The following is a 16169-nucleotide window of genomic DNA, read 5'->3' as shown; positions in this document are numbered from 1 at the left end:
ATTAATTATATCAAATTAGCATTCGTATAACAACGGAGCGTGTTGCATGATTCTAGACAAAACCTTACATAGAGTGTTGCTGAATCCTAAGGTATTTCAGCAAGCGGTAACAGAGCAACACCTAAATTATTTAGTAAAACAATATCTCAAAACAGGATACGAGAATTATCGCTTATTACGTGTAGAGGACGGATTTGCGATATGTAAACGGGAGGATGAATAATATGGCAGTTTATAGACCAGTACATGTTTCATTTTGGCAGGATTCATTTGTTTTAGATCTTACACCGGAGGAAAAGTATTTCTACTTATATTTGATGACAAACAGTAAGACGTCTCAATCAGGAATCTATGAGCTTCCACTTCGTATCATTGAAACTGATACAGGGTACAACCGCGAAACTGTTATGAAGTTATTAGAACGCTTTGCAGAGTACGGGAAAATTAATTACAACCAAAAAACAAAAGAATTGTTCTTAATCAACTGGTTGAAATTCAATCCGATTAAAAATGTGAACATTGAAAAGTGCGTTTTAAAAGAAATTCAATCTGTGAAGGATAAGGATTTTTTAGTTGATTTCTATGAAACTTGCTTGGAATTAGAAATGCAACAAGACTTTAAGATTCCAAGAATTAAGGAGTATTTATCAGCACGTTTGGAGGGGCTTATAAGGGGCTTCCAAGACCCTAGCAAGGAAGAAGAAAAAGAAGAAGAAAAAGAAAAAGAACAACAACAAGAAGAACGCGCAAACGCGGAAGAAGTTGTTGAGGTTAATCCAATTTCTTTTTACGAGCAAAACTTCGGATTCATTACACCTTTTATCGCAGATGGTATTCACGCTTGGATAGATGATTTAAATGCAGAGCTCGTTGTGAAAGCTATGGAAATTGCTTTAGAGAAGAATACGAGAAACATGAATTACGTAAATACAATTTTACGAGATTGGCATCTTAAAGGATTGAAAACAGTAGCAGATGTTGAAGCAGCTGATAAAGCATTCCGTACTCAACGATTAGCAAAGGTGCAACAGCCGACGCAAGCTCCTTATCAACAAAAAGGCTTATCAGAATCTACTAAGAACGTAATACAGCAGCAACAAGCATGGGAACAGAACATTCCAACGGATGCAGAACTTGCAGCATTTAATCAACAAAATGGGTGGGCTGTTCAATGAGTAACGATATGATTCGTAACGCAGAAGCCGAACAAAGTGTTTTAGGTAGCATTATCCAAGAAGGCGATTTAATTAAAGATTGCCAACTAAAGCCAAAGCAGTTTTCTAATCCAACACATCAAGCGATTTTTAAAGCGATGAGAGAACTAGAGGATGCAGAAGTCCCAATAGATCTTGTTGCTCTCATGGGGAAATTCGAAGACAGTTTTATGAATCAAATTGGTGGTATTGCGTTCTTTGTAAACTTAACCGAAGTTGTTCCAACGACGAAAAACTTTTCGTATCACGAAGGTTTAATTATCGAAGCTTGGAAAATGAGACATGCTCAAGAGGTTGCTGGTAATTTATATAATCGTCTTCAGCAAGAAAGAGATATGAGCGCTATTAGTACATCGATTGATGAATTAAGCGCAATTGAAGAAACAGGTTATTCAGATGATTTTAACCTAAAGGAAACACTCGTTGATTTATATAAAAAAATGCAAGTTGATGTTGGAGATTTAACGGGAATAAATACTGGCTACGATGATTTGAACAGAATGACAGCTGGACTACAAGAAGGCGATTTAATTATTGTCGGTGCCCGTCCTTCGATGGGGAAAACAGCATTTGTATTAAACATTGCTTTCCATGCAGCGAGTGCTCATACAGCAACAGGAGTCTTTTCGCTAGAGATGGGAGAAGAACAGTTACTTAAGCGTATGATCTCAAGTACTGGAAATATAGATGCTACGAAATTAAAAAACCCTAAAAAGCTATGTAATTTAAAGGATTGGGAAAAGATTAGTCAGGCTATGGGCTTGATAAATGATTTACCACTAGAAATATACGATAAAGCCAATGTAACGATGCAAGAGATTTACGCAAAGACTAGGAAACTAAAGCGCAAATACCCAGACAAAAAGGTGTTAGTCGCAATTGATTACTTGCAGCTTATTGTAGGTGACCCAAAGCACAAAGGAAATCGTATGCAAGAGATTGGTGAGATTAGTCGTAAGCTAAAACTTATGGCAAGAGAGCTAAATGTATGTGTGGTTGCATTATCACAGTTAAGCCGTGCTGTTGAAAGTAGACAAGATAAAAGGCCGTTACTCTCAGACTTACGTGAAAATGGTCAAATTGAGCAAGATGCGGACTTGATTGCATTCTTATATCGTGAAGATTATTACGACCGTGAAACAGAAAATAAAAACATAACAGAAATCATTTTAGCGAAACAGAGAAACGGTCCAGTTGGTGTTGTTGAACTAGCATTCATTAAAGAGTTTAGTAAGTTTGTAAATTTAGAGCGGAAGTTCAGTCACCAACAGGAGGCCTAATCATGTTGTTACGTCAGGAAGTAGAGCGTAGAAAACTAGCAATCATTCGTAAATTATTGGGATTAGGACTATCGGAAATTAATGGGCAAACATTAGATCAACTAACATTAACGCAGCTTGAAGGAATCTTAATTGCAAGCTTGCAGGTATTGGAGGGAACAAGCGATGACAAAGCAGCTAACAATTTTTGATGTTGAACGAGTTGTGTCATTTGATCCTAAGAAGGCTCATGTTCATCGGTTAAATTCTAAACTACGTTTTGCTGACGTTGTTGTACAAATACCACGCCAAGCAAAGGCGATTGACGAATTAAAACCAACGACAGCGCCAGATGATCGTTACGAATTATTTGAGGATTACACAATTGGGATTTGGCGTTATAAGCGAGTGGAGGATAAACAGTTTGATTGGGAAGAAGCTGAAGAGATATGTAAGCGAGCAAGGGATAGCAAAGAGCCGATTCCAATACGGCTTCATCTATCCTTGGAACAATCGTTTGTTCCGGAGAATGTTGTGCAGTATTTATAAGCAAATAAAAAAGCCGAGAATACTCCCGACTACTTTCGACAAAGTAATTATATCATGGGAGTGGTGAATGTGGCGATTATTAAAGAAGATATTGCAGAAATGAGAGCGGAAATTTCTTTAGCTGAAAATATGGTTTATATCGTGAAAGATGGACAAGTTCGTCAAATAGAGCCGCCGATAAGTGGTCATGGTGAGCAGTCCTTGATATACAAGAATAAAAAAGTAATTCGTATTGAAAAACGAGAATCAGAGTTGATTTAGCCTAGCTTTTATTTTTTTAAACAAGTTGGAAATTGGGGTAATAATAAACCTTGAATTTTGTTCAGGATGAAGACTCAGTGAACAATTAATGAATATAAGGAGAAATCCCTGCGGGGGCAAGGATTTCGGAGGGGAGAGGCTATTGTCGTACTGTGTCGAAATTTGGCGTATTCGACAAATTAATATTATCACGAATTTTCAAGTAATTGTGATGTTCGATGTGTCAAAAATGTGTACGAATTTTATATAAAAGCGTTATTTAATAGAATTTTGTTAAAAAGCGATTATCATTAAATCGTTCCATGATTAATGATAATCGCTTATGTATTGAAAAGCTATTCAGTTATTTGAAATATAGTTTCATCAGGTCTGGAGAATCCATACAATTTCCTTGCGAACTTTAAAATACCTTCTTCACTCTCTGTTAAAGTTTTAATATCGTTTTCAAAATAACGTCCTGTAATTTCTAATTCAGATAATCTTTTCTTTTCTTTATTAAGTGTAATTTGTTTTTCTTGAATCATTTGTTCTTGCTTATAAATGGAAATTTGAATGGAAATAACCATAGGTAGCATAAAAGCAAGCGCTAATAAAAGACGACGTCTTAGCTTTTTATTCGTTTGTAGGTTCTTGTTAGGATTAATTTGTTTTTTGGAGATTGATTGTTGTGATGGTAAATTTGGGACACTCCCCATTTTAATGCCTCCATTACTTATGTATAGAATTTAAATTGCTTAAAAGTATTATATATGCTAAATAGATAATTTTGAACCTATTTAGGCAAAGATAGGTTTTATGAAATTTAAATAAAATCCTTATTTTTTATTAAAAACTGCCCTTGTATTATGGGGTCACAAGGGCAGAAGATATATGGGTTTGCAAAGGGAAATTTGCAAATTCTTATAAATTCTAACACACGCATTTAACCATAGGGGTTACAAAAGTGTAACAAAATCGTTATTTAAATAAAAGAAACCCCGATTGTCTGCGGGGTTCCTAAGGGTAATCGTCAAGTAATGACGTACTCGACTAATTAACGATATCATGAATTTTTTGGTAAAAATACTGGTAAATGTGTCCAAATGAATAGGGCATCATTTTAAACCAAAACGCTATTTTAATCTCAAACAAAAGAGCAGCTAGCAAAAGCTAACTGCTCGCCTCCAAGGAAAGAGGGAAAGAGTTTGGTTTCTACAAATCGATTATAGCTGTTTAACAGCCTATCTATAGAATGACCGGGATTTATAATTTTATTCAGACAAACAAAAAGAGCAGTGAGTTTTCACTAACTGCTCGACTCCAGGGGAATTGGAGACTGGCTTATCTACAGTATTGACGAAATATTGAATTTTATTCAAGGGAGGAAGAGGGAAATGAAACACTGCAGTAATTGTTTAGAAGAAACAGATTGGATCGATGAAGTATCAGAGATGTGTGATGCTTGCATCCACGAATACGAAGAGAATTCAACAAAATAATCCTTTGTTAATAAAAAGTTACTAAAATATGAAAAGATGATATAATAATTCCAATTACACATTTAGTCCTACTGGAAGAACCAGCGGACACTGAACTATGAAGAGCATTAGTAATATTGCTCTGTAGTTTGGTGTCCGCTTTTTTGCGTTTTTAATATTTATATTTAAGTATTTTATGGTTCAACCAAAAAGTATTAAGGATTGAAAATCAGAAAAGGGAGGATAAGGGATATGCTAAAGACATTTAAAAATAATTTATTTGAAGTTGGGGTTAAACTTGAGAATGGAGAGGTATTATTTGATGTAGAACAAGTCGCTAAAAGTTTGGGGTTTACCCAAGTGAAAGGCGATAAAACGTATATTAGATGGACAACAGTGAATAACTACTTACAAAAATATCTTTCCCAAGATGTTGGGAAAGGCGATTTAATACCAGAATCACTTGTTTACAAGTTAGCGTTTAAAGCGAGTAACGATGCTGCAGAAGCATTCCAAGATTAGTTATCAATCGAAGTGGTACCTTCAATTCGTAAGCATGGCGGATTTTTAACAGCTGAAAAGATTGAAGAGGTACTGTTAGATCCAGATACACTTATTAAACTAGCAACTAATTTAAAAGAAGAGCGTGAAAGAAGAATTCATTTAGAAAATCAAATTCAAGTTGATAGACCGTATACTAATTTCGCAAAATCAATTGCTCATTCTAGTGACAGTATTACCATTGGAGAGTTTTCTAAGATTCTTGCTAATACAGGCATAAGAATTGGCAGAAATAGATTGTTTAATTGGCTTAGAGAGCAAGGGTATCTGATTAAAAGAGGGAGAGAGAAAAATAATCCGCAGCAGGTTTATATTGACAGAGGATTTTTCCAATTAAAAGAAAGTATTGTTCATACAATTGATGGTGATTTAACGAGGACCACAACACTTTTAACAGGAAAAGGACAATTATATCTTTTAGACAAACTAAAAGAAGCGTTTTGTGCATAAAAAAACATCTTCTTAATTAGACGATAAGAAGATGTGAATAATAAAGGAATAATCCTTTTAATTAGCACTTACATTATAAAGTAATTTTGAATAAATGAAAAGGTCGTTACTTTTTCGTTTGGATGAGTTGAATAATCATATAGAATATATAGTCCTACTGGAAGAACCAGCGGACACCGAACTATAAGAGCATTAGCAGTATTGCTCTGTAGTTTGGTGTCCGCTTTTTTATTTAAAAAATAGACATGGAGCGTTTATATATGGATCAATTAACTTTCTTATCTAAAATAGATCGTGCAGCTACTCAATCAAAGCTAGAAAGATTACTTGAAGAAGTACGTATTTATAAACAGTTCGGAATGGTTCGGGAAGAAATGAAAGTAACTCCTTCATATGGGGTGCGATATCATGGCCCTACAAATACCGTAGGGAATCCATTAGAAGATGTAGCATTAGAGAATATAGAACGTAGTAAACGTGAGCAATATCTTAAAAACATGTCATTCCGTATTGATCAATTTTTAAATCGCTTAGGGAATGGACGTGCAGGAAATATTCAGAAGGATATTATTAATAAACGTTATTTAGAGGAAGAAGACGTATGTGATTATATGGTTTATAACGAGATTGGAATGGCTGAACGTACTTATCGCCGCTGGAAATCCAGAGCATTTTACAACTTAGCTTTTGCTCTTAGATTAGAAGTATATGAAACAGAAGAGTGTAATGGAGGGAACGAACAATGAATTTTGTCCAGCCTATTCGAGATCTAGAACAAATACGGCAGATTAAAGAGTATTTGAAGGAAAACAATGAACGTAATTATATTTTATTTGTAACGGGAATTAATACAGGCTTACGTATTAGTGACATTCTCAAATTGAGGATAGGCGATTTGAAAGGTAACCATATCTCAATGAGAGAAAAAAAGACAGGCAAGCAGAAACGGATTCAATTAACTCCAGCGTTAAAAAGAGAATTACGTTGGTACATTGAAGAACGAGATGACAGTGAGTATGCAATTAAAAGTCGTGAAGGTACGAATAGACCAATTGGACGCAGCATGGCTTATAAGATACTCAGAAGCACGGCAGAAGAGTTTGGATTGAAGGAAATAGGCACTCATACATTACGAAAAACATTCGGTTACCATATGTACATGCAAACAAAGAATATCGCTTTATTGATGGAGATATTCAATCATTCATCAGAGAAAGTTACATTAAGATATATTGGTGTAAACCAAGATGCAATGGATAAAGCTATGACGCGATTTAAAATATAGCAACGTCCTTTTTATTTTTTTGTTTTTATAATTACCCATTTTTTATGCGTTGTGTAACTCAAAAGGGAAAGTATTATGAAGCTATGAATATCAAGCGATTCAGCGATAGGGGCAGTTACACAAAATATAAGATATGGGTAAGTCAATTATTTATATGTTAAGATTATGCTATAAAAAAGAAAGTAGTGATTGTGATGAGTGAAAGATGTCCGGTTTGTCAAAACTCTATTGAGGAACAACGATTAGTGGGAGTGGGAGGAGGACGTGTAGAGCAATATAAATGTGAGAATTGTGGTACATTTTCCATGGCTGAAGAAGCGAGATTTGAATTAAATGTAGAGCAGAAGAGAAAACTTTCTGCAATTTTAAGAAAGAGAGCCATTAGAGGGATGGGAAAAATAATGATTTTTCTTAATCGACCAGATAAAAATCTTTCAGAATTTCCGTATCCTATTTATCTTTTAGAGGATCTATTAAGTGAATATCCAGATAGTGCTTCTGATAGGTTGGATGAGTCATTAATAAACTTAGCTAAATTGTCCAAATTTCCAGGTGACCCAGTATATATTCGTGAATCAGATAAATCTCTATTTTTTGTACAGAGTGTTCACTTGTTGGAAATGAAATATATAGCGAACCAACTATTTCAGGACGAACTGATTGAGATATCTAAGCTATCGGCAGCAGATTTCCCTGCACATATTACAGTTACAGCGAAAGGGTGGAATCGTATTGCAGAATTAGAAAAAGGAAGAGAAGCGGATACTAAGCAGGCATTTGTCGCGATGTCGTTTAGTCCAAAAATGGATAGTCCATATAAGAATGCAATCACAAAAGCTATAAAAGAGGCAGGATACCAGCCTATCAGAATTGAAGAAGCGGAACATAATAATGACATAACTGATGAAATTATAGTCAAAATAAGACAAAGTAAATTTGTAATTGCAGATTTTACCGGACACAGAGGTGGAGTTTATTTCGAAGCTGGTTATGCGATGGGACTAGGTAAGACTGTTATATGGACATGTAAAGATGACGATTTTAAAGATATTCATTTTGATACTAGACAATTTAGTCATATTAAGTGGTCAACAGAAAACGAATTATACCAAAAATTATTAAACAGAATTAAAGCAACAATTAATTAAAAACATGGCAGAGTCGTGACCGCTTTTTGGCAGTAAATGTGCCGGTTGTTTTGGAGTTAACGTGATATATTTGTATTGTGAGAAGTGGCGGAAAACACAACTCACAAAGATTCCTTTATATTTTGTCTAAACGATCTATAATGATGGCAGATAAAATCCGAAACCAGCAGATGGTACTGATTGAATGATACCGTTATTAGGAAGAGTTTTTGCTCTTCTTTCAATCGCTGACTCTGAGATAAAGGTAAGCAACTACAGGAGAGTGGTGTATTATCGGCGATTGAAAGAGGTGTAAAAATTCATTTACCGTAATTATAGTAATAACATAAGATTTTGACGAAAGGGCAACTGATGCATGGTTGCTCTTTTATTAATAGTTTTAATAGGAAGCCACATTCTACTTATGCTACAATTATATTGGTTTATAATTCCAATATTAATTGTAGAAGGGTTGTTGAGAGCATGAGTTTTAAAACTGAATTTGCAAAACGAGCAAAGGTATATCTAGGAGAAGATTTGGATGAAAAAATTATTATAGATGCACATAAAGAGCTTTTTGATTTTTTCTATGAGATTAAACAAGAAATTGGAACTGTGAAGAATCCAAAATATCAATTTATTATTATGTCTGGGGAAACGGTATCAATCACTATAGATGATACGTGCTTTGAAATCAGTGTAAATATAGAAAGTAATACTTTAGACATTAAAAGAAATTCTGGAATGATAGAACAAATTATTGTTAGAGATGGAGAACCGTATAGTACAAAGTCGGAAAGAAAATTTGACACGAATATTTTAGAAGAATATTTAAAAGAAATTTTTGGTGAAAAGTTAGGATTATAAGTTTAATAGTTATGTATTAAAGCATTCCCTATGGAGTGCTTTTTATTATGCACAAATTACATAGGTGGTGTAGAGATGAATCTAACGTTGCATGATGGAGAATTGAATAAGTTGGCAAGAGATACAACGCATGACAGTATCATTTTAAAAGTTGGTGAGCAAGAGATTGTATCCTTGAAAAGTAATGGAGATATCTACGTTAAAGGTGAGCTTGTAGAGAATAACAAAGAAGTCGTGGATGGATTGAAAGAGTTCTTGAAGGTAGCTAAGGAAAGTAAGGAGTGATTGAATGTTTTGGTTAGGTTGCTTCATTGGATATTGTGTAGGAGTGACAATTTGTTTACTGCTTATGATTCAATTCATCAAAGCGAAGGAAGTTAAGGAATTAGATTAATAAGAGCTAGAACAAATTGTTAATCTATAAATCTTTATTATGTGAAAATTACATAGGCGGTAGATAAAAAGAAATACCCAAAAGGTATTATAAGGAATAAATTACTTTTGAGTATTTTTGAATAAGATGATTATTAATCTTCTGATATCGCTTTTAGGGCAAAGAATACCATAAGACCACCAATAATTAAGAGACCGAAAAAGCTGATTGCTCGGCAAATAAACATGAATCCTGTAATTGTTAAAGCAACTCCAATAGCCACCAGAAAAATTCTAACCAATTTAGCAAGTTTATCTGTACTATCATAAGCAATCGCAAGTGGTAAAAACGAAAGTATTATCCATACCAATCCAATACTAGATGAAAGTAGGATTGAGGTGATAATATATTCAGGATTAGTAAATAGGTAGCCAATTGCTCCTTTACTAGTAGGGATATCATGAGTAAAATCCATGAGCATAACACTGAATGTTGCATTAAGAGCTAGGGCGATTAAGTATAAGATAAAATGTTCATAAAAGAAGTGAACTGAACGCATGAATAAATTGTTAATAGCATGCACGATGTCACCTCCTTTCTATCTTTTATTATTGCACTATGAGTATATAAAATCTTTATGGATTTAATTAATTTTCAAAAATAGGGTTATTTTGTAAGATATGAAAAGGCTATTTAAAATAAACAGGAGAGAGAATGTAAATGATTACTGAAATCAGAAAAACAATATCAGGTACAGAGTATTGGGATAATGAAAAGAAGAAGAGTCTATTTGTTCCGACTGGTGAAGAACCAGGATTCGAAGTAACTGTTAATCCTGAGAGTATGATTGCTGATAAAGAATTAGCAACAGGTGGATATTACACTGCAAACAATGAGGGACAAGTAATTGGTGAATCAGGTACTGAACTTATCTTGAGTAACAAGACTGTGAAAGAGTTACGTGAGTATGCTGATGAGTTAGACATTGAGATTCCAGCCGATGTTAAAAAGAAAGAAGACATCATTGAATTACTATCATGAAGTACTGTGACTTTAACGGCTGCCGTAACAAGATAAGTAAGGGAAGATATTGTGAAGAGCATAAACGCAATAAGCCACCAAGGAAAAAGAAGGACAAGAAGAATATCTATCATCATGAGAACAAACCATTTTATCGTACTGATGCATGGAAGTATGTTAGGTCAAAGGTATACGAAAGAGAGAACGGCTGCTGTCAACGATGTGGAAGGTTCGTCTTTGGTAGGCGTGCTCATGTTCATCATGTAATACCAATCAAAGAAGATCCAACTCTTAAATTAGAAGAGAATAACTTGAGATTACTTTGTCCAGTTTGTCATACAATCGAAGAAAATGAAGATAAACCAAAAAAAGTTTTTCCAAGTTATTTCGGAAGCCCCCCTATCAAAAATTAAAATTTCTCCTCTGGGGAGGATAGGTAGCGTAGGGGGCACATCAATAGTTGCACCATTTTTTAAAAATGAAGGGGGGTGTGAAAATGGCTCGAATGTCAAAGAAGAAAAAGCTGGAAATGCTAGATGTTGCAAGGGATGAAGAGCGAAATAGAATCATAAAATTATTGACTGCAGAAGAACTTTTCACACCTTCTTTAGAACCATTAATTGATAATTATTTAGATGCTTTTATTATTTATAAATCTATGTTTGATGAATGGAAATTAGATGGTTTTGCAGCTATAAAAACGCATAAGAACAAGGCAGGAGCAACAAATGAAATGAAACACCCACTTGCTCAACAAGTTGAAACTTGGAATGATAAAAAGAATAAAATGCTAGATGCTCTAGGAATGACGAATAAAGGGAAAAGTGTACAAAAAACGCCTAAAAGTGCAGAGAATAATCAATCTAGTGAACCAAAAGATGAATTGGCAGCTCATCGGAATAAATGGCGGAAATCTAAATGATTATTACACCAGGCGTTAACTATGCTGATAAGTATGCAAATAACGTCATGCGTAATAAAAAGAAATACCCGAAATCGATCATTCTTGCTGTAGAGCGTTATAAGAAGTGGAAAAAGCGTAAAGATATTTGGTTTGATGTAGATCGAGCAAATGAAATGTTGGATTTCGTTCAGTCGTTCATCCGTCATGTTAAAGGGCCACTTGCAGGTCAATTGATGGAATTAGAGCTTTGGGAAATGTTTATTTTTGCGAATATGTATGGTTGGTATCATAAAAACGAAAAAGGAAAAACAGTCCGTGTTATTCGTGAATCATATGTTCAATTACCAAAGAAGAACGGAAAAACAATTATTGCAGCAGGTGCATTGCTCTATGCTATGTACGGAGAACTTGAACTTGGAGCGGATTGTTATTGTGCAGCATCAGACTATGAACAAGCACAAAATGCAGCCGAACCAATTGCACAAGCGATAGAAAACTCCGAACCTTTGGCAAGTCCCACGCAAATTTATAAAGGTGTTAATGGTACTGTCAGTGGTGCTATGTATCGATATAGCATCGATGGAATTGCATATCAAAATAAATTCAAAGTATTAACGAAAAACACTAAGGGTCTTGAAGGAAAGAACCCTTATTTTGTGTTGAATGACGAGCTCCATGCACAAGAAAATATGGACATGTACGATAATTTGAAGTCAGCACAGATTTCTCGTGAACAACCAATGATGCTTAATATTTCAACGGCTGGTAAAGGTGCTTCATCTGTAGGTATGCGTGTTTATAAATATGCGAAACTTGTTCTTGAAAATGATGATGATGATTCTTTGTTTGTTGCAATTTGGGAGCCAAATAAAAATTATGATTGGGAAGATCGTAAAGTTTGGGAAATGGTTAACCCGAATATTGGTGTTTCCGTTACAATGGAACAACTTGAAATTGAATTCAAAAAGGCAAAGCAATCCGCACATTCAAAAGCTGAATTTCTTTCTAAACATTTAAATGTATTCGTAAATGGTGCTGATAATTATTTTGAGCATGACCAAGTACAGCATGTTCTTGTAGAAGATTTGGGTGATCTTACAGGTGAAACTTGTTATTTAGGATTGGATTTATCTAAAACAACAGATTTAACATGTGTAAGTTTAAACTTCCCTTCACATGATGATGAAGGAATGTCGATTCTGAAAGTAAAACAGATGTATTTCCTTCCTAATGAAAATATTGATTTTAAAGAAAAAGAAGATAATGTGCCATATACTGATATGGTTGAACGTGGTTTTGCTACGTTTTGTGATGGAAAGATGATTGACCAGGATCAAGTTATGGAATATATCGTTGAATGTATGGATTTATACGATGTGCAACAAATAAACTATGATCCAGCGATGTCTCAAAAGTTAATTGAAAAACTTGAGAATCTTGGTCTTGAATGTATTGCTGTAAATCAGTATCCAAATGTTATGAATGCGATGCTTGATGATTCAGAAATACTAATTTATGAAAAGCGTTTGATTACCGACAATCCTTTATTTGTTTATTGCGCACTTAATGTTGTAGTAGTTACAAATATTAACGGAATGAAAGCGCCAAGTAAGCGACAGTCCAAAAAGAAGATTGATGGATTTGTTGCTTTTTTAGTTGCTCATAAAGAAACTATGATGCAAATGGATGATATAGATGAACATGGTATGGATAAGTTAATTGGTGAAATTTATAGATAGAAAGGCGGTGAGAAATTGAGTTTAAGGGATAGGTTTTCAAATTATATATATCGACAAGCTGAAAAACGTGGCTATTTTGATGATGTTTTAGGTAAAAGTATTCGTTATGGTGGCGTATATGTAACAGATTCAAATATCTTGGAATCTAGCGATGTTTATGAGTTGTTACAAGATATCAGTAATCAAATGCTATTGGCTGATATCGTTGTGGAAGATAAAGATGGTAATGAAATCAAAGATGATATTGCACTTCAAATCTTAAGGAATCCTAACAATTATCTAACACAATCTGAATTTATTAAATTAATGACAAACACCTATTTACTTGAGGGAGAAACGTTCCCGATATTAAATGGCGATCAAATACATTTAGCTTCAAATGTTTATACAGAGTTAGATACTAACTTAGTAGAACATTTTAATATCGGTGGAGAAGAAATTCCTTCATTTATGATTCGTCATGTGAAAAATATTGGTGCAGATCATTTAAGGGGGAAGGGTATCCTTGATTTAGGAAGAGATACACTCGAAGGTGTTATGTCAGCGGAGAAAACTTTGACTGATAAGTATAAAAAAGGTGGACTGTTAGCATTCCTACTAAAGTTAGATGCTCATATCAATCCACAAAATGCAGCGCAGTCTAAACTCATTAATGCTATTTTAGATCAGTTGGAAGCAATTGATGATGCAAGGTCTGTTAAGATGATTCCTTTGGGAAAAGGGTACGAGATCGAAACGCTTAAAAGTCCATTAGACGATGAAAAGACACTTGCATATCTGAATGTATATAAAAAGGATTTAGGTAAGTTTTTAGGCATAAATGTGGATACATACACAGAGTTAATAAAAGAAGATATTGAAAAAGCAATGATGTATATACACAACAAAGCAGTGAGACCAATAATGAAAAATTTTGAAGACCATTTGAGTCTTCTTTTTTATGGTCGAAATTCGGACAAGCGTATTAAATTCAAGATTAATATTCTTGATTTTGTCACTTATAGCAACAAGACAAATATTGGTTACAACCTTGTGCGTACAGCCATTACTTCGCCTGATAATGTTGCCGATATGCTTGGATTCCCTAAACAAAATACAAAGGAATCACAAGCTATTTATATTTCAAATGACTTAACTGAAATCGGTAAGAAAGAGGCAACAGATGGTTCATTAGGAGGAGGTGAAGAAAATGAAAATTGAGGTCCGAGGAGATCAAGTTATACTTGATGGCTATGTAAATGTTGTGGATAGAGAAAGTCGGATGCTTCCTTCTCCAAGAGGATATTTCAAAGAAAGAATTGTTCCTAAAACATTTGAAAAAGCATTGAAGAAAGCAAAAAATGTGGACTTGCTTTTTAATCACAACAAAAATAGAAAGCTTGGTTCTATTGAAAATGGAAACCTGGAATTGTATGAAGACAATATTGGTTTAAGAGCCATTGCTACAGTTACAGATGAACAGGTGATTGAGAAGGCAAAAAATAAAGAATTGCGTGGTTGGTCATTTGGTTTTGTTTCTGAAAAAGATTCCTGGGAAGATGGAGAATCTGGCATTCAAAAACGATCCATTGAAGAATTAGAGCTTTTAGAAGTTTCTATTTTAGATATGACACCAGCCTATGTTGCAACTTCAATTGAAACCAGGGGCGAAAATACAGCTATGGTTGAAATGAGAAGTGAGGAAGCAGCTATAAAAACAGTTGTGGAAGATGAAAAAGAAGAAAGAAATAATCTTATCAAACAAATAAAAAATGTTTTGGAGGAAATGTAACATGAAATTAAAAGAAATCTTAAAAGCATCTCAAGCACGAAATAAAGCTCGTTTGGAAGAATTACAAGGGAAAGTAGAGAAGGGTGAATTTCGTTCAGAAGAATTAGCAGAAGTAAAGGCAGAAGTAGAATTATTAACCCAAGAAGCGCAAACTCTTGCTGATGAATTAGTTAAATTAGAAGAAGCAGAGAAAGAAGAAGATCCAGAGAAAAAGAACGAAGTTAAAGAAGAGAAAAAAGAAGATCCAGCGGTAAAAGAAAATCCTAATGCAACAACTGAAATCTCAGAAGAACAACGTTCAGTCATAATGACATCTATTGCAACGGGACTCTCTACTAAAGGTCATAAATCTACTAAAATCAAAGAAGAAGAAATTCGTTCAGCCTTTGCTAATTTTGTAGTTGGGCGAATTAGTGAAGTAGAAGCACGTTCACTTGGTATTGAAGCTGGAAATGGTTCTGTAACTATTCCAGAAGTAATTGCTTCTGAAATTATTACTTATGCTCAAGAAGAAAATTTATTACGTAAATATGGTACCCGTCATAAAACGAATGGTAATGTTAAATATCCTGTCTTAGTTAAAAAAGCTAACGCAAATGTAAACAAGCACGAACGTGGTTCTGGTAATGAAATCCCTGAAACTGATATCGAATTTGATGAAATCCTACTTGATCCAGCAGAATTTGATGCTCTAGCGACAGTTACGAAAAAATTAATGAAGATGTCTGGTATTAATGTGGAAAATATCGTTATTGAAGAGTTGAAAAAGGCGTATGTTCGTAAAGAAACAAACTATATGTTCAACGGAAATGATGCAGGCAATGAAAATCCAGGTGCATTAGCTAAAAAATCTGTGAAATATTATGAATCAGAAGTCATTGATACTAATGTAGCGGGTTATTCTCAAAAACTATACCAACAGTTAGTTAAATTAAAAGGACAACCAGTTACAGAGGTTTTAAAAAATCAATGTGGTTAATCAACCGTGCAGCATTAACAGTTTTAGAGGGTATGACAGATACAACAGGTCGTCCAATGCTATACCAAGCCCCAGATGGCGTTGGTTACAAATTACTAGGACATAATGTAGATTTTACTGATGCAGCAAATGGTACTGATCCAACTAAACCAGTATTCTATTTTGGTGATTTCAAAGCATTCCATATTCAAGATGTTATTGGAGCGATGGAGTTAGAGAAGAAAGTCGAACTATACTCTAAACAAAATAAAATTGGTTTCCAAATTTATAACTTATTAGATGGACAATTAGTATATTCTCCATTTGAACCAGCTGTTTACCGTTATGAAGTTGGTCTGAAAAAAGTTTAAAAG

20 protein-coding genes and 1 pseudogene are annotated in these 16169 nt (G+C 34.3%); 19 read left to right on the top strand and 2 right to left on the bottom strand.

Annotated features, from left to right (window positions below):
- Positions 1-224 precede the first annotated feature (224 nt).
- The 5 genes from CQ058_RS20475 (at position 225) to CQ058_RS20455 (ending at position 3283) form a co-directional block, all read left to right on the top strand.
- Positions 225-1175 carry a DnaD domain-containing protein gene (locus CQ058_RS20475; RefSeq protein WP_002192659.1) on the top strand — a complete coding sequence of 317 codons (951 nt, stop codon included), beginning with the start codon at positions 225-227 and terminating at the stop codon, positions 1173-1175.
- Complete coding sequence (gene dnaB, locus CQ058_RS20470) at positions 1172-2494, top strand: replicative DNA helicase (RefSeq protein ID WP_002192660.1); 1323 nt, start codon at positions 1172-1174, stop codon at positions 2492-2494. Before CQ058_RS20475 ends, dnaB begins: the two co-directional genes overlap by 4 nt.
- A gap of 2 nt (positions 2495-2496) precedes the next feature.
- Positions 2497-2685, top strand: a complete 189-nt coding sequence (locus CQ058_RS20465) for a hypothetical protein (RefSeq protein ID WP_002128777.1) — start codon at positions 2497-2499, stop codon at positions 2683-2685.
- Complete coding sequence (locus tag CQ058_RS20460; protein WP_002192661.1) at positions 2660-3022, top strand: hypothetical protein; 363 nt, start codon at positions 2660-2662, stop codon at positions 3020-3022. The genes CQ058_RS20465 and CQ058_RS20460 overlap by 26 nt, the downstream gene beginning before the upstream one ends.
- A gap of 69 nt (positions 3023-3091) precedes the next feature.
- Complete coding sequence (locus tag CQ058_RS20455) at positions 3092-3283, top strand: DUF3954 domain-containing protein (protein WP_002192662.1); 192 nt, start codon at positions 3092-3094, stop codon at positions 3281-3283.
- A 335-nt stretch (positions 3284-3618) separates the two neighbouring features.
- Here CQ058_RS20455 and CQ058_RS20450 read toward each other — a convergent pair whose 3' ends face one another.
- Positions 3619-3978 carry an FtsB family cell division protein gene (locus CQ058_RS20450; RefSeq protein ID WP_002142892.1) on the bottom strand — a complete coding sequence of 120 codons (360 nt, stop codon included), beginning with the start codon at positions 3976-3978 and terminating at the stop codon, positions 3619-3621.
- Between the two features lie 1014 nt (positions 3979-4992).
- Here CQ058_RS20450 and CQ058_RS31535 point away from each other — a divergent pair.
- From CQ058_RS31535 to CQ058_RS20415, 7 genes are all read left to right on the top strand, one after another.
- On the top strand, positions 4993-5262 hold the full coding sequence (locus CQ058_RS31535; RefSeq protein ID WP_142396378.1) for a BRO family protein: 270 nt from the start codon (positions 4993-4995) through the stop codon (positions 5260-5262).
- 12 nt (positions 5263-5274) lie between these two features.
- On the top strand, positions 5275-5751 hold the full coding sequence (locus tag CQ058_RS31530) for a phage antirepressor KilAC domain-containing protein (protein WP_181150773.1): 477 nt from the start codon (positions 5275-5277) through the stop codon (positions 5749-5751).
- Positions 5752-6011: 260 nt separating this feature from the next.
- Complete coding sequence (locus tag CQ058_RS20440; protein WP_002192665.1) at positions 6012-6497, top strand: ArpU family phage packaging/lysis transcriptional regulator; 486 nt, start codon at positions 6012-6014, stop codon at positions 6495-6497.
- Positions 6494-7036 (top strand): site-specific integrase, encoded by a 543-nt coding sequence (locus CQ058_RS20435; RefSeq protein ID WP_002192668.1) that lies wholly within the window; start codon positions 6494-6496, stop codon positions 7034-7036. The genes CQ058_RS20440 and CQ058_RS20435 overlap by 4 nt, the downstream gene beginning before the upstream one ends.
- 194 nt (positions 7037-7230) lie before the next feature.
- A complete protein-coding gene (locus CQ058_RS20430) occupies positions 7231-8184 on the top strand; it encodes a nucleoside 2-deoxyribosyltransferase (protein WP_002192669.1) in 954 nt (317 codons plus the stop codon).
- A 462-nt stretch (positions 8185-8646) separates the two neighbouring features.
- Positions 8647-9030: a DUF3942 family protein gene (locus tag CQ058_RS20420; protein WP_002192670.1), complete on the top strand. Its 384-nt coding sequence runs from the start codon at positions 8647-8649 to the stop codon at positions 9028-9030.
- A gap of 75 nt (positions 9031-9105) precedes the next feature.
- Positions 9106-9315 (top strand): hypothetical protein, encoded by a 210-nt coding sequence (locus CQ058_RS20415; RefSeq protein WP_002192671.1) that lies wholly within the window; start codon positions 9106-9108, stop codon positions 9313-9315.
- Between the two features lie 242 nt (positions 9316-9557).
- Here the strand turns inward: CQ058_RS20415 and CQ058_RS20410 are convergent, their stop codons facing one another.
- Positions 9558-9986: a hypothetical protein gene (locus CQ058_RS20410; RefSeq protein WP_002192673.1), complete on the bottom strand. Its 429-nt coding sequence runs from the start codon at positions 9984-9986 to the stop codon at positions 9558-9560.
- Positions 9987-10123: 137 nt separating this feature from the next.
- Between CQ058_RS20410 and CQ058_RS20405 the strand changes: the two genes are divergently transcribed.
- The 7 genes and pseudogenes from CQ058_RS20405 to CQ058_RS20375 all read left to right on the top strand — a co-directional run bounded on the left by CQ058_RS20405 (position 10124) and on the right by CQ058_RS20375 (position 16166).
- Entirely contained in the window at positions 10124-10444 is a 321-nt protein-coding gene (locus CQ058_RS20405) for a hypothetical protein (RefSeq protein WP_002192674.1), read from the top strand.
- Positions 10441-10836: an HNH endonuclease gene (locus tag CQ058_RS20400; protein WP_002192675.1), complete on the top strand. Its 396-nt coding sequence runs from the start codon at positions 10441-10443 to the stop codon at positions 10834-10836. The genes CQ058_RS20405 and CQ058_RS20400 overlap by 4 nt, the downstream gene beginning before the upstream one ends.
- A gap of 83 nt (positions 10837-10919) precedes the next feature.
- Entirely contained in the window at positions 10920-11345 is a 426-nt protein-coding gene (locus CQ058_RS20395) for a P27 family phage terminase small subunit (RefSeq protein WP_131929453.1), read from the top strand.
- Positions 11342-13066: a terminase large subunit gene (locus CQ058_RS20390; RefSeq protein WP_105589949.1), complete on the top strand. Its 1725-nt coding sequence runs from the start codon at positions 11342-11344 to the stop codon at positions 13064-13066. Before CQ058_RS20395 ends, CQ058_RS20390 begins: the two co-directional genes overlap by 4 nt.
- Positions 13067-13081: 15 nt before the next feature.
- Positions 13082-14266 carry a phage portal protein gene (locus CQ058_RS20385; protein WP_002192679.1) on the top strand — a complete coding sequence of 395 codons (1185 nt, stop codon included), beginning with the start codon at positions 13082-13084 and terminating at the stop codon, positions 14264-14266.
- Entirely contained in the window at positions 14256-14837 is a 582-nt protein-coding gene (locus CQ058_RS20380; RefSeq protein ID WP_002192680.1) for an HK97 family phage prohead protease, read from the top strand. The genes CQ058_RS20385 and CQ058_RS20380 overlap by 11 nt, the downstream gene beginning before the upstream one ends.
- A gap of 1 nt (position 14838) precedes the next feature.
- Positions 14839-16166 (top strand): annotated as a pseudogene (locus tag CQ058_RS20375) (phage major capsid protein).
- The last annotated feature ends 3 nt before the right edge of the window (positions 16167-16169 follow it).

It is taken from the genome of Bacillus sp. MYb56 (assembly GCF_002976445.1).
Lineage (GTDB): Bacteria > Bacillota > Bacilli > Bacillales > Bacillaceae_G > Bacillus_A > Bacillus_A mycoides.
This window is presented reverse-complemented; position numbering and strand designations above follow the sequence as displayed.